The following is a 13022-nucleotide window of genomic DNA, read 5'->3' on the forward strand; positions in this document are numbered from 1 at the left end:
AGCGCGCGCTGGCGGCGAAGCCGCCGGGAAGGACGGAAGGGGGCCACTGATGGCAGGCGAGCACGAGATCGGCTGGGAGGATGTGGGAGCCGTCGAGGTGCTCGCGCAGGCGGCCGTTCAGCAGGTCAGCGTCGGCCACGTGCGCCTCGCCCTGACCCACAGGGACGGGGTCTTTGGGGCCATCCAGGGGAGCTGCAACCATGCGGGCGGCCCGCTCGGCAACGGCACGCTCGAGGGGGAGTTCGTCGTTTGCCCCTGGCATCAATGGCGCTTCCATCGGATCGAGGGTCACGGCGAGCCCGGCTTCGAGGAGGACGCCGTGCCGGCCTATCGCACGCGCGTGCGGGACGGGCGCGTCGAGGTCAGCCGCGCGCCGCATACCAAGCGCGCCAAGAAGCCCCACGCGCCACATCCGCTCGCGCGGCCCGTGCGGCGCGAGCCGGGCAAGCCGCGCGTCGTCGGGATCTCGACCACGGTGATGCAGCCGGACTACCCGCGCTATTCGACCTCCGAGGCCTTGCTCGAGACGGCGCTGGCGCATGCGGCCGGCCAGGGCCATCCGACGCGCCTCGTCCGCCTGAGGCAACTGAGCTTTCGCAGCTGCGAGGGCTTCTACTCCAAGGCGGCGCGCGCCTGCACCTGGCCGTGCTCGATCACGCAGATGGATCCGGCGGATCAGCTCGATCAGGTCTACGAGGCGCTGGTCCACTGGGGCGATGTCTTCCTCGTCGCCACGCCGATCCGCTGGGGCGCGCCGAGCAGCCTCTACTTCAAGATGGTAGAGCGCATGAACTGCATCCAGAATCAGGTCACGATCGCGCGCAAGGTGCTGCTGCAGAACAAGGTCGTCGCCGCGATCATCACGGGCGGCCAGGATAACGTGCAAGCCGTCGCCGGTCAGATGCTTGGCTTCTTCGCCGAGCTCGGCTGCCAGTTCCCTCAGTTCCCCTACATCGCCCATTCGCGCGGCTGGACCGCCGAGGACATGGAGCGCAACGTCGCGGCCGTCCAGGGGAGCGCCCAGCTCAAGGCGGCGGCCTGCGAGCTCGTCGACCGCGGGATCGAGCTCGCAGGGCGGCTGCTGATGACCGCCCCGCGCCGCGTCGCGGCTGGCGCCGGTCGCAAGGGCTGCGCCATCCCGATCGACTGAGGGGCGAGGGAGGGAAGCCTGTAGGCTCGCTGCCGCGGGTCCTGGCCAAGCGGCGTGGCGCAGCCTCGCCAGCATTGGCGCGGTGGAGGTGGCGAACGCTCGGCTCGGGCTCTGGCAACCATCAATGCGTCGCGCCGATAACGCAGCGCCGCCGGGGGCCTGCTGCCAACCGCCTGGTGGCCGGGAGGATCGGTCATGCCGCTGGCGTCGGAGCGAGGGAGGGCGCGCACGAGCTGTGGTGCTGTGCGCGAGCCGGGTGAAGGCTGCCGTGCGTTGGTCGGAAACGACCCGGCGCTGCAGCGCGTGCGCGAGCGTATCGCGCGCTTTGGGCCGACGCAGCTTCCGGTCGTGATCGTCGGCGAGACGGGCACCGGCAAGGAGCTCGTCGCCCGAGCCCTCCACGACGCGAGCGCGCGACGCGAGGGTCCCTTCGAGGCCGTCAACTGCGCTGCGATTCCGCACGAGCTGGCGGAGAGCGAGCTCTTCGGCCACGCGCGCGGGGCCTTCACCGGGGCCCTCGGGAGCTACGCAGGGGCGCTGCGCCGCGCCGACGGGGGCACGCTCTTCCTCGACGAAATCGGCGAGATGCCGCGAGCGATGCAGCCGAAGCTGCTGCGCGCCCTGGAGGAGGGCAGGGTTCGCCCGGTGGGCGCCGAGCTGTCGCAGCCGATCGACGTGCGGGTCGTGGCGGCGACCAACCGCGCGCTAGATCGCGACGCCGACCAGGGGCGTTTTCGCCTCGACCTCTATCATCGCCTGGCGGTCGCCGTGATTCCCTTGCCGGCGCTCCGTGAACGCGCGCAGGACATTCCCCTGCTCGTCGAGCACTTCCTCGCCCGGGCCAGCGCACGTGAGCAGCGTCCGCCGCCAGCGCTGGCGCCCGACGTGCTGGGCTACCTGCAGCGCCGCGAGTGGAAGGGCAACGTGCGCGCGCTGCGCAACGCGATCGATCGCGCGCTGATCAGCGGCGGGCGGGTGTTGCAGCGGCAGGACTTCGAGGTGACCGCGGTGCATCCGGCCATGGCGCAGACCGCACGCGAAGGGCACGTGCGCTACGAGGGTCGCAGCTTCGCCGCCGTGCGGCGCGAAATCTACATGCGAGTGCTGCGCCAACACGGCGGCAAGCGCGCGGCGGCCGCCGCGGCGCTCGGCATCGCTCGGTCCACCTTCTCAGACCAGCTCCGGGCGATGGACATCGAGTGAGCGCTGCGGCTGTCTTTCGCACCGGATCGTCGGCCGTTGGGGCGTCCGCTCCGGTCGTCTTAGCAGCCCGTTGATCGATCGCTCCCGTCGCGAGGCAATAAATGAACGGACGGTTAGCGGTTGGCCTTGGCCGCGCGGGTATCGGCCCAGCGCTTGATGTCTTTGATGCGCTCCGCCATCGTCGTGGCCAGCGGCACCATCCGGCCAATCGAGCGGTAGAGGTCCTTCATCGACAGCTCGCGCTGCTCGTCGAAGGCCGTGAAGAGCGCCGAGAGCACCACCTGCTCGAGCTCGGCGCCGTTGAAGTTGACGGTCGACTTGGCCAGGCTGATCAGGTCGAACTCGGCGGGCTGCTTGCCGCGCTTGGTCAGGTGCACGCCGAGGATCTCGATTCGCTCCGGCTCACCGGGTAAGTCGACGAAGAAGATCTCGTCGAAGCGACCCTTGCGCAGCAGCTCGGGCGGCAGCTTGTCGATCTCGTTGGCGGTCGCGGCGACGAAGACCATCTGCTCTTTCTCCTGCATCCAGGTCAGGAAGGAGGAGAAGATGCGCGTGCTGAGGTTTCCCCCCTCGGTGCCGTGGGTGCCGACGAGCGCGGTCTCGATCTCGTCGATCCACAGCACGCAGGGCGCGATGGCCTCGGCGGTGCGGATGGCGCGCTCGAGCGTGCGCTCGGGCGTGCCAGCGACCGCGCCGTAGATCCGGTTCATGTCGAGCCGCACCAGCGGCATACGCCAGAAGCTGCTGACTGCCTGGACCGCCATCGACTTGCCGCAGCCGCTGATGCCGGTGACGAGCAGGCCCTTGGGCGCCTCGAGGCCGAAGGCGGCCGCCTCCCGGGTGAAGAAGCGCTGACGCTGCTGGAGCCACTCCTTCAGCGCCCGGAGGCCGCCGATGTCCTCGAGCCGGACGCGTGGCGGGACGTAGTCGAGGATCCCCTCCTTGCGCACCAGCTCGCGCTTCTCTTGATAGAGTTGCTCGATGATCTCCGCGCCGGCGCTGCGGCGACCGATCAAGAGCTTGGTGAAGGCCGCGCGCGCCTCGTCCTCCGTCAGGCCCAACGCACCGCGCAGCAGCGCGTCGCGCTGGTCGCCGAGGTCGATCGTGGTCTGCTTGGACTGCTCGCAGACCTCCTTGAAGATCTCGTCGAGCTCAGCGAGCGCCGGCAGCGGAAGCTCGACGACGGCGATCTCCTTGCGCAGCTCGGGGGGCACCGTGAGGTCCGGGCTGCAGAGAAAGACCGTCTTGTAGTTGCTGCGCAGCGCTCGGTAGGTGTCACGCAGTCGCCGCACGACCACCGGTTGGTCGTAGAAGCGGTGCAGATCACGGAAGAGAAAGAGCGCAGGTCGCGGGTGGGCGATGACCGTCTGCAGCGCCACCGTGGGGTCGCTGGTGCCGGGGATAGGATCCTCGCCGGCGGCGACCAGACCCTCGGTGACGGACCAGGTGAAGAAGCCGATCGGCTGGGAGAAGGCACTACCGGCCAGCGCGGCGAGCAGGCGCTCGAGGCGGGTCTCCTCCCAGGTCTCGACGGCCACCAGGGCGTAGCGCGCGGCGAGCAGGCGCCGGACCTGGTCGTCGAAGGCGGGGCGTGCGCTGTCGGAGGACCCCATCGATCAAACGCAGAAGAGCGCGGGCAGGTTGCGTCGCTCCCAGGCACGGGCCAGCTCGTAGTGCGCGAAACGGCGCTCGTCGTCGGCGAAGGCCGGGCCGTGAAAGCAGCGCCGTCCGTTGCTGGTCGTCACCGGGTGCTGGGTGTGAAGCATCTCGTGGAAGACGACCCAGCGCAGATAGAAGTCCGGCACCCAGGACTGGTCCAGCCCAGGGTGAATGCGGATCAGGTTATCCTCGTGCGTATAGGAGCCCAGGCGGATGCTGCGGCGGGCACGCGCGCGCGCTGCGTCACGGCCCCAGGTGATCGTGCAGCTCAACGCCGCGTCGAAGTACTCGCGGTTGAGGTCAGCGAAGATCAACGCCAGGTCATGGACGGCGCCGGAGGTCCGCGGGGCAGAGCGCCGCTCGCCCCGGCGCCGGGGTAGGCGGTGTTCGTTCTCCTCGATGAAGCGGCTGAGGGCACGCGAGGCGCTGCGGTCGTTGTCGGTGACGTAGGCGGCCAGCGCATGGATCGTCGTTGTCGGCGCGTCGGTGAAGATGTGGTGCGCGCGCAGGCTGTAGCGGCGGTGGCGCGGATCGCGCTTGACCGAGAGCATGACGCGGCGGTTGTCGGTGACCAGCACGTCGACCTGCCCCGCCAAGTGCACCGAGAGCCGCTGGCGCAGCTCGACGGCCTGTTGGGCACGCACGGCCGGGCTGAGCGGCAGGCGCGAGACGGGGGCGACCGGTGGATCCGTGCGCGGATCCCAGGTGGTGACCACCGCCGTGTTGGGGCGCGCGGGGCGTAAGGAAGCGAGGGCGGCCGAAAGCGGATTGCTCGGAGCCATGGCCCATCCGATAGCGCGCCTGAGTCCCCAAGCGCCTGAGAACGTGAGGTAAAGCCGGATCGCAAGGATCCAGCGAGCGATCAGGAGTATACGCGGCGGGATCGGGGCCGATCAACTTTCCGCGGAGGAGGGCGCCGATCCAGGTGGGATCATTGACGGGTCGCCGGATCGGGCCGCGCCGTGCTCAGCCGATTCGTGCGGGATCGTCAGCCCCGCCGCGGCGATCCCTGAGGCTGGATCCAGGGCCGATCGGAGGCCGGCCTCCGATCGCGCGCGGAGCGCCCAGGCTGCTGCCTCGCGCGGCAGCGCAGCGCCCTCGCCTTGGCAGAGCGCCGTCAGCGCGGCATCGACGCCCGCGCTCCTTGTCGGATGATTCCCGGCGTTGAGGGCGGCATTGCGCTGGAGGCTGCGGCGTGGGGCCCGCGCGAGCGCGCGCCCGGCGACGAGGCGGCGATAACCGCTGCTGGTGAGCGCCAGGGTCGCGGCGAGATCGAGGGTAGCCAAGGGAGCCACGGGCGCGAGGTCAGGATCGGCCGTCCGCGCGCGGCTGCGCGCCGTCGGGCGGTTATAGGGGCAGACCTCCTGGCAGATGTCGCAGCCAAAGGCCCAGGTGCCGAGCGCGCGCCGCAGTGCCGGATCGATCGGCTCGCGCTGCTCGATCGTCAGGTGGGCGATGCAGCGGCGAGCGTCGAGCTGGAAGGGCGCGACGAGCGCGGCCGTCGGGCAGGCGCGCAGGCAGAGCGTGCAGCGGCCGCAGCGCGGGGTGCCGGGCGCGTCCGGCACGAGCTCCAGTGAGGTCAGTAGCACGCCGAGGACCGTGAACGATCCGACGCCCGGCGCGATCAGCAGCGTGTTCTTGCCGATGAAGCCGAGGCCGGCCGCCATCGCCAGCTCGCGTTCGAGCAGCGGGGCCGTGTCCACCGCCGCGCGCAGCTCGGCGCTCGCGTCGACGTGCGCGTGCACCCAAGCGGCGAGGCGCGCGAGGCGTCGCCTCAGGACTCGGTGGTAGTCCTCGCCGTGGGCGAAGCGGGCGACGGCCCCCTGGGGCCGGCCCTCGCTTAGCCGTGGCGGGTCGGCGCGGCTGTAGCTCGCCGCGACCACGATCGCCGAGCGCGCAGCGGGCAGCAGCGCGCGTGGCTCGGCCCGCTGCGCCCGCGTGCGCTGGAGGTAGAGCATCGAGCCCGCCATCCCGGCGTCGAGCCAGCGTTGAAACTCGGCATCGTGGGGCAGACGGTCGACACCGGTGAAGCCACAGGCGCTGAAGCCGAGGCCCAGGGCCTGCGCGCGGAGGCGCTCTTCGATCGTGCTGGCAGCGCTGGTTTCGGGCTTCATCGCTCGCGGGACCCCGCCGGAAGAGCGCCTCGCGGACGCCTCGGACCGCGCCGCACAGGGCCCCGCTGTCGACCGCGAGCGCGACGCCGACCCTGGCCCCGAGCGCGAGCGCGACCGCGGCCCCGACCGCGCGAAAAAGGGCGTCGTCCGGCGTGGCCGCAGGCCGCCTTGTTCATGTGCCGCCACATGGTACTTGCGTGCGCTCGCGATGTGAAGCAGGGTCCCCTCGACGGAGACGGGAGAGCAGGCCATAGTTCGGTCTGCATCGTGCAATTTAAGCCACCGGGTGGGGGCTGATCCACCGCGCGGTGCGCAGCGCCAGGAGTCGGGGAGATGGAGATCGCGAAGTCGACGTTTCGCACCAAGGTGGGTCTCGCCGAGATGCTCAAGGGCGGCGTGATCATGGATGTCGTCAACGCCGAGCAGGCCCGTCTGGCGGAGGACGCTGGCGCCGCTGCGGTGATGGCGCTCGAGCGGGTGCCGGCGCAGATCCGTAAGGATGGTGGCGTGGCGCGCGCGAGCGATCCGGCGATGATCAAGGCGATTCAGGAGGCCGTGAGCATTCCCGTGATGGCCAAATGCCGCATTGGCCACTTCATGGAGGCACGCATCCTCGAGGCGCTCGAGGTCGACTTCATCGACGAGAGCGAGGTCCTGACGCCCGCGGACGAGCAGTATCACATCGACAAACAGGAGTTTAAGGTCCCCTTCGTCTGCGGCTGCCGCGACCTGGGCGAGGCGCTGCGTCGCATCGGCGAGGGCGCGGCGATGATCCGCACGAAGGGCGAGGCCGGCACGGGCAATATCGTCGAGGCCGTGCGGCACCTGCGATCCGTGCGCGATCAGGTCCGTGAGCTGACGATCCTCGGCCCCGAACAGCTGATGGATCGCGCCAAGCAGCTCGGAGCGCCCTACGATCTCGTGCGCTTCGTCGCCAGCGAGGGTCGCCTGCCGGTGCCCAATTTCGCGGCGGGCGGGGTGGCCACGCCGGCCGACGCGGCGCTCTGCATGGCCCTCGGGGCCGAGGCGGTCTTCGTCGGCAGCGGGATCTTCCTCAGCGAAGATCCCGCTCGGCGGGCGCGGGCCGTGGTCGAGGCAGTGACGCATTGGGAGGACGCCGGGAGGCTGGCCGAGATCAGCGCGGGATTGGGCAGCGCGATGCCGGGGATCGAGCTCGAGACGCTGGGCGCGGAGCAGCGTCTGGCGCGGCGAGGCTGGTAAGCCGATGGCAAGGATCGGCGTGCTCGCGCTGCAGGGTGGTTTCGCGGCGCATGCGCCTAGCCTGGCGGCGCTTGGGCACGTCTGTGTCGAGGTCCGGCGGCCGGCGCAGCTCGCGCGCCTCGAGGGCCTGATCCTTCCGGGCGGCGAGAGCACCACGCAGCTCAAGTTGATCGCGAGCTCCGGGCTGCTTCCCGGGTTATGCGAGCTGGTCAGCGCGGGCGCTCCGGTCCTCGCGACCTGCGCGGGCCTCATCCTCGCCGCGCGCGAGGTTCAGGCGCCGCAGCAGGAGAGCTTCGGTTGGCTCGATCTCACCCTTCGGCGCAACGCGCACGGTCGACAGCTCGACAGCTTCGAGGGTCGCTCCGATCGGGGGCTGCCGCTGATGTTCATTCGCGCGCCGCGCATCGTCGCGTACGGAGCGGCGGTCGAGGTGCTGGATACCCTCGAGGGCGACGCGATCCTCGTGCGCCAGGGACGGATCATCGGCGCATGCTTCCACCCGGAGCTGACCGCCTCCGTCGCCGTGCACGAGCTTGCCTTTGGCGCGGCTGCGGGTGTCGGGGCCAGTGACGGGGTCGTTGGGCTGCGCCTGGTGGCCGAGGCGGGTTGAGCATGGCTGCTGTACAGCTGGTCCTGGTCGGGTTCGCGCTCTGCTCGGGCGCTGGGCTGGGTTTTGCGCTCGTGCGGCGGCGCGCCTGGGCGCGTCTCGCCGAGACCGAGGCCCGCGGGCGCGCCATCGTCGAGGAGGCGCAGCGCGCGGCGGCCTTGTCCGCCCGCGAGAGCGCGGCGACCGTACGGGAGAGCACGCTCGAGCTCGAGCGCAGCGCGCTCGCTGAGGCGGCGACCTACCGTCAGGACTGCGAGCTGATCGACGATCGGTTGCACAAGCGGGAGCTGCGAACAGAGCGGCGCCGGGACGCGCTTCGGCTCCAGCAGGACGCGCTGCGGGCCCGCGACGCGGCGGTGGCCGCGCGCGACGCGGAGCTGCGGCGCTGCCGAGCCCAGGCGCGTGAGCTCGAGGCCAGCCAGGCAGGCGTCCTCGAGCGCCAGGCGGGTGAGACCCGGGCTTTCCTGCGCGGAAAGATCGTCGACGCTCTGGCCGAGGAGGCCCGTTCGCGCTGCGCGGACCGACTGCGCAATCTCGACGCTGGCCAAAGCGCCGAGCTGACGCGCCAGGCCCAGCGGTTGATGGGCATCGTCACCCAACGCTACGTCGGCTATTACCCGCGCGAGCGCGGCTCGGCGACGATCGCGCTGGCGGAGGGGGAAGCCGTCAAGCTCGGTGGCGCGGACGGCGCCGCGCTGCAGGCGCTGCGCGCCGTCGCGGGCATCGAGCTCTTGATGTCCGACAGCGCTGACGCGCTGCGCATGGATACCGGCGACGGCTTCGTGCGAGAGCTATGCCGGCGGTCGGTCGCGCGCCTGCTCGCGGAAGACACGGTGCGCGATCCGCAGCGCTTGGTCGAAGCGATCAAGCGCGAGCTCGAGCGCGAGGTGGCGGAGTACGGAACGCAGGCCTTTCGTGCGCTCGGCCTGCGCCCGGCGGCCGCGGAGATCGTCGAGCTGGTCGGCAGGCTGCAGTGGCGCACGAGCTACACGCAGAACCAATACCGCCACTCGATCGAGGCCGCGCATCTCGCCGGCATGATCGCGGCGGAGCTGGGGTTGGACGTGGCGCTCGCACGACGGGCCACGCTGCTACACGACGTGGGTAAGTCGCTGACGCCGCTCATCGAGGGCTCGCACGCGCTGATCGGGGCCGCGATCGCGCGGCGCTGCGGTGAGCCGGAGGCGGTGGCGAACGCGATCGGCGCGCACCATGGTGAGGAGCCGATGGGCTCGCCCTATGCCTGGCTGGCGACGGCTGCCGACGCGATGAGCGGCGGGCGCCCGGGGGCGCGGCGCGAGGTGGTGGAGAGCTATGACGAGCGCATCGGTGATCTGGAGCAGATCGCCGCCAGCTTCAAAGGGGTGCAGTTCGTGCACGCCGTGCAGGCGGGGCGCGAGTTGCGCGTCCACGTCGAGGAGCAGCGCGTCGGCGACGCGGACCTGCCGAACCTCTGTCAGGCGATCGCGCAGAAGATCTCGGATGAGGTGGTCTTCCCCGGCCAGATTCGCGTCACGGTGATCCGCGAGTTCCGCGCGGTTGCCGAGGCTCGCTGACGAAGCGCGGGGACCTCGGTTGAGGCCGAGAGCGTGTGCGGGCCGCCGTCCGAGTGGCCCGGCGAGGCCGAGCTGCTATCGTAGGCGCGTGGCGCTGCCTTTTTGGTCTGGCGGCGCAGCGGAGGGATGAATCATGGCAATCCAGGTCTCCGAGGCCGCGCGGCAGCGGCTGCTCGAGCTCTTCGCCAAACATCCGGAGGCGAAGGCCCTGCGCATCGGCGTGCGTGGCGGCGGCTGTTCCGGCTTCTCCTATCAGTTCGAGCTCGAGAGCGCGGAGGCGCAGGAGCAGGACAAGGTCTTCGACTTCGGCGAAGTGCGCCTCTACGTCGACAACAAGTCTTATTTCTACCTCAACGGCTCCGAGCTCGACTTCGTCGATGAGCTGATGGGCCGCCGTTTCCAATTTAAGAATCCGAACGTCAAGTCGACCTGCGGCTGCGGCGACAGCATTTCGTTCTAGCTGCCTTCCTTCGCGCTTCTCGCGCCGGGCAACGGGCAGACCTTGGCCTCCGCGACGGCGGGTAGGATGGCGCTCCGTCAGCTCGGGCGCGTCAAGCCCAACACCTCGTTATTGCTGGCGTTCGCAGCCTCGGCTGGTGCAGATTTCGTCTTGACAGTGGAACGCGAGCGGAGCGAGGCTAGCCGCGCGCAAGGTAGCATCCGCGCGTTGATTCTCGGTGAGACGAAGCGGTGTCTCTGCGATGAGGCTGCTTCAGAGGGGACGACTCGGCCGCTGCTGAGCGGTGCCGAGGAGAGGAAGTCGGAGCGATGCAGCAGGGGACAGTCAAGTGGTTCAATAACGCCAAGGGCTTCGGTTTCATCCTGCCGGAGGGCAGCGATTCAGACGTCTTCGTGCATTACTCGGTAATCGAAGGTGAGGGCTTTCGTACGCTCAAGCAGGGCGAGAAGGTGATCTTCGACATCGAGGCTGGCCCCAAAGGAATGCACGCCCGTAGCGTCAAGAAGTCGTAGTCCAACGCTGGCGCGCGCCCTGCTCCGCGACGCGGCTCGCACGATCGGTGGTTCGTGGCGCTGGTTCGTGGCGCTGGGCGGAGCCGCCGCGCTCCTCTTACTGACCGTCAGCCCGCTCGCTCGGGGCGCGACGCACGCTGGCGTGGGCGTCGACGCGCCCTGGCCTGCCTGTCAGGCGGCCCGGCTGCCGCAGGCGCTGCCGGAGGCGGTCGGCGTGCTGCCGGAACTCGTCGCCGATCTCGACGCCGTGGTCGACGACGCCCGGGCGGGCGGAGCGGTCGACGCGGTGGCCTTGGTGGTGCTGCGCGCCGGCCGCGTGATCTACCGTCGCGCCTGGGGTCGTGCCCGACCCGAGGCGATCTTCGACCTCGCCTCGCTGACCAAGGTGGTGGCGACCCTGCCGCTGGTTCGGCAGCTCGTCGCGGCCGGTCGCCTGGGTTTCGACGATCGCCTTTCTCTGCACCTGCCGTGGCTTCGCGGGCGATCGCTCGGCGCCCTGACCGTCCGTGAGCTGGCCAGCCATCGCGGTGGCCTGCCCTCGGTGTTGCGCTTTCCACGGCGCGGGCCCGGCGAGGCTCCGCGCCTGCGCGACGAGCGCGCCACGCTCCGCGAGCGGCTGCAGAAGGCGTCTTGGTCGCCGCGCTGGCGCGGGCGCTTTCGCTACAGCGACCTGGGCTACGTCCTGCTCGGCATGCTGGTCGAGCAGCTTGGTGGTGGGCGCTCCTTGGCGCGCCTGGCCCACGATCGGATCTTCGCGCCGATTGGCCTCTGCGATACGGGCTTCGTTGTGGCGGGGGCGCGGCTGGCTCGCGTGATCAACCCCTGGCCCGATGGCTCCTATGCGGGCGTGGTCTATGACCCGATGGCCGTGCGCCTGCGCGGCGTCGCCGGGCACGCGGGCCTCTACAGCACGGCTGACGATCTCGCCCGCTTCGCCCAGGCGCAGCTCGAGGCCGCGGCGCAGGGTCGGATGGCGGCGCCAGCCTTCGAGCTCGGTTGGCGCGCAGGCCTGCCCTACGGCGGCGGTCGGCCAGGCGGTGCCGCGCCGGCCGGCGACCTCTCCGTCCACCAGTTCGGCTTCACCGGGACCTCGCTCTGGATCGACCCGATGACGCGCACGGCGGTCGTCCTGCTCTCCGACCGCACCCGCCGCGCGCCGCCCTCGTCGCTGGTGGAGCTGCGCCGGCGCGTCCATGGCGTGGTGAAGACGGCGCTCTTGCAGCGGCCGGCGCGGGCCGTGCGCACGGGGCTGGACCAGCTCGTGGACAGTGGCTTCGCGGCGTTGCGCGGTCTTCGCATCGGGCTGATCACCAACGACGCGGCGATCGATGCGCGGGGTCGCAGTGCGGTTCAGCTCTTGCTCGGCGCGAAGGGCGTGCGACTGGTCGCGATCTTCGCCGCCGAGCATGGTCTCGCGGTGAATCGCGAGGGACCGATCGCCGATGGCCATTACAGCGGTGCCGCCGGTAATCGCGTGCCCGTGCACAGTCTGTGGGGAGCGCGACGGCGCCTTCCCGCCGCCGTACTGAAGGGGCTCGATGCCCTGGTCTTCGATCTGCCGACGGTCGGCGTGCGCTACTACACCTATCTCACCACGCTCGCCGGGGCCCTCGAAGCGGCGGTGCGGCAGCGCTTGCGCGTCTTCGTGCTGGACCGCCCCAATCCGCTCGGTGGCGCAGCAATGGACGGTCCGGTGGCGGAGGAGGGAGCGCCTAGCGCGACGCACTATCTTCCCCTGCCGGTGCGTTACGCGCTCACGACCGGCGAGGTGGCGATGCTCTTCCGTGCTGAGGGACGGATCGAGGTGGAGCTGACGGTCGTGCCGGTGGTCGGCTGGTCGCGCGAGTGGCGTCACGATGCCTGGGGCGGGCCCTGGCGGGCGCCCTCGCCGAACTTGCCGAGCTGGCGCCACGCGCTGCTCTATGCCGCGACGGGTTTGCTCGAGGGCACGAATCTGTCGGTGGGGCGCGGTACGCAAAGCCCCTTTGCGCTCCTGGGTGCGCCCTGGATCGAGGCCGGCGCCTTGGCTCGCTGGCTCAATGCGCGTCGGCTCCCCGGTGTGGCTTTCGTTCCCAGGCAGTTCAGGCCCGCGGTCGGAGAGCATCGCGGGCGAGTGTGCCAGGGTGTGCGCCTGCTGTTGACCGACCTCGACGCCTTTCGGCCGACGCTGACGGCCGTGACCCTGATGGCGGGGCTCTACCGCGCCCACCGGGGGCAGTGGGATTCTACCCGGCTGTCGCGCATGGTTCGGGACGCGCCAACCCTCGCTGCCCTGCTGCGTGGGGATGATCCCGTGGCGATCGCTGCTGGCTGGCAGCCGGCGCTCGAGCGCTTCGCGCGACTGCGCCAGCGCTACTTGCTCTATCCCTGAGGGGTGCGGGCGGCCTCAGGCCTCGGGTCGGGCAGTCCGAAGGGGTGCCCCCGTTGGCCCACGTCGCTCGCCGCAGCGTCGGCGCTTGACCTCGCCTGCCACGAGAACAAGTCGAAAAGAGCATTGCATGCGAGTGGTTGCGACATCGACGCGACGCCTGTAACTTTAT

Annotated in this window: 11 protein-coding genes; 8 read left to right on the forward strand and 3 right to left on the reverse strand. The window is 70.5% G+C overall.

Annotated elements, in window-relative coordinates:
• Positions 1-49 precede the first annotated feature (49 nt).
• Both IPL40_02250 and IPL40_02255 read left to right on the forward strand, forming a co-directional pair.
• On the forward strand, positions 50-1150 hold the full coding sequence (locus IPL40_02250; GenBank protein ID MBK8479985.1) for an NAD(P)H-dependent oxidoreductase: 1101 nt from the start codon (positions 50-52) through the stop codon (positions 1148-1150).
• Positions 1151-1345: 195 nt separating this feature from the next.
• Positions 1346-2353 (forward strand): sigma-54-dependent Fis family transcriptional regulator, encoded by a 1008-nt coding sequence (locus IPL40_02255; protein ID MBK8479986.1) that lies wholly within the window; start codon positions 1346-1348, stop codon positions 2351-2353.
• Positions 2354-2466: 113 nt separating this feature from the next.
• Here the strand turns inward: IPL40_02255 and IPL40_02260 are convergent, their stop codons facing one another.
• The 3 genes from IPL40_02260 to queG all read right to left on the reverse strand — a co-directional run bounded on the left by IPL40_02260 (position 2467) and on the right by queG (position 6126).
• Positions 2467-3966 (reverse strand): AAA family ATPase, encoded by a 1500-nt coding sequence (locus IPL40_02260; protein ID MBK8479987.1) that lies wholly within the window; start codon positions 3964-3966, stop codon positions 2467-2469.
• Positions 3967-3969: 3 nt separating this feature from the next.
• Complete coding sequence (locus IPL40_02265) at positions 3970-4794, reverse strand: hypothetical protein (GenBank protein ID MBK8479988.1); 825 nt, start codon at positions 4792-4794, stop codon at positions 3970-3972.
• Between the two features lie 111 nt (positions 4795-4905).
• Positions 4906-6126 carry a tRNA epoxyqueuosine(34) reductase QueG gene (gene queG / locus IPL40_02270; protein MBK8479989.1) on the reverse strand — a complete coding sequence of 407 codons (1221 nt, stop codon included), beginning with the start codon at positions 6124-6126 and terminating at the stop codon, positions 4906-4908.
• Positions 6127-6459: 333 nt separating this feature from the next.
• Here queG and pdxS point away from each other — a divergent pair, with 333 nt between their 5' ends.
• The 6 genes from pdxS to IPL40_02300 all read left to right on the forward strand — a co-directional run bounded on the left by pdxS (position 6460) and on the right by IPL40_02300 (position 12853).
• Complete coding sequence (gene pdxS, locus IPL40_02275) at positions 6460-7347, forward strand: pyridoxal 5'-phosphate synthase lyase subunit PdxS (GenBank protein ID MBK8479990.1); 888 nt, start codon at positions 6460-6462, stop codon at positions 7345-7347.
• 4 nt (positions 7348-7351) lie between these two features.
• Positions 7352-7957, forward strand: a complete 606-nt coding sequence (gene pdxT / locus IPL40_02280; protein MBK8479991.1) for a pyridoxal 5'-phosphate synthase glutaminase subunit PdxT — start codon at positions 7352-7354, stop codon at positions 7955-7957.
• A 2-nt stretch (positions 7958-7959) separates the two neighbouring features.
• Positions 7960-9510, forward strand: coding sequence for a DUF3552 domain-containing protein (locus IPL40_02285; GenBank protein ID MBK8479992.1), 1551 nt, complete (start codon positions 7960-7962; stop codon positions 9508-9510).
• 133 nt (positions 9511-9643) lie between these two features.
• Positions 9644-9970 carry an iron-sulfur cluster assembly accessory protein gene (locus IPL40_02290; protein MBK8479993.1) on the forward strand — a complete coding sequence of 109 codons (327 nt, stop codon included), beginning with the start codon at positions 9644-9646 and terminating at the stop codon, positions 9968-9970.
• A 308-nt stretch (positions 9971-10278) separates the two neighbouring features.
• Entirely contained in the window at positions 10279-10482 is a 204-nt protein-coding gene (locus IPL40_02295; GenBank protein MBK8479994.1) for a cold-shock protein, read from the forward strand.
• 67 nt (positions 10483-10549) lie between these two features.
• Positions 10550-12853, forward strand: coding sequence for a DUF1343 domain-containing protein (locus tag IPL40_02300; GenBank protein MBK8479995.1), 2304 nt, complete (start codon positions 10550-10552; stop codon positions 12851-12853).
• Positions 12854-13022 lie beyond the last annotated feature (169 nt).

It is taken from the genome of Pseudomonadota bacterium (assembly GCA_016711215.1).
Taxonomy (GTDB): Bacteria; Myxococcota_A; Polyangia.

What these genes read in the sequence shown, in the direction of transcription:
- IPL40_02250 (MBK8479985.1), top strand. Translation starts at nt 50, where the DNA reads ATGGCAGGCGAGCACGAGATCGGCTGGGAGGATGTGGGAGCCGTCGAG.
- IPL40_02255 (MBK8479986.1), top strand. Translation starts at nt 1,346, where the DNA reads ATGCCGCTGGCGTCGGAGCGAGGGAGGGCGCGCACGAGCTGTGGTGCT.
- IPL40_02260 (MBK8479987.1), bottom strand. Translation starts at nt 3,966, where the DNA reads ATGGGGTCCTCCGACAGCGCACGCCCCGCCTTCGACGACCAGGTCCGG.
- IPL40_02265 (MBK8479988.1), bottom strand. Translation starts at nt 4,794, where the DNA reads ATGGCTCCGAGCAATCCGCTTTCGGCCGCCCTCGCTTCCTTACGCCCC.
- queG (MBK8479989.1), bottom strand. Translation starts at nt 6,126, where the DNA reads ATGAAGCCCGAAACCAGCGCTGCCAGCACGATCGAAGAGCGCCTCCGC.
- pdxS (MBK8479990.1), top strand. Translation starts at nt 6,460, where the DNA reads ATGGAGATCGCGAAGTCGACGTTTCGCACCAAGGTGGGTCTCGCCGAG.
- pdxT (MBK8479991.1), top strand. Translation starts at nt 7,352, where the DNA reads ATGGCAAGGATCGGCGTGCTCGCGCTGCAGGGTGGTTTCGCGGCGCAT.
- IPL40_02285 (MBK8479992.1), top strand. Translation starts at nt 7,960, where the DNA reads ATGGCTGCTGTACAGCTGGTCCTGGTCGGGTTCGCGCTCTGCTCGGGC.
- IPL40_02290 (MBK8479993.1), top strand. Translation starts at nt 9,644, where the DNA reads ATGGCAATCCAGGTCTCCGAGGCCGCGCGGCAGCGGCTGCTCGAGCTC.
- IPL40_02295 (MBK8479994.1), top strand. Translation starts at nt 10,279, where the DNA reads ATGCAGCAGGGGACAGTCAAGTGGTTCAATAACGCCAAGGGCTTCGGT.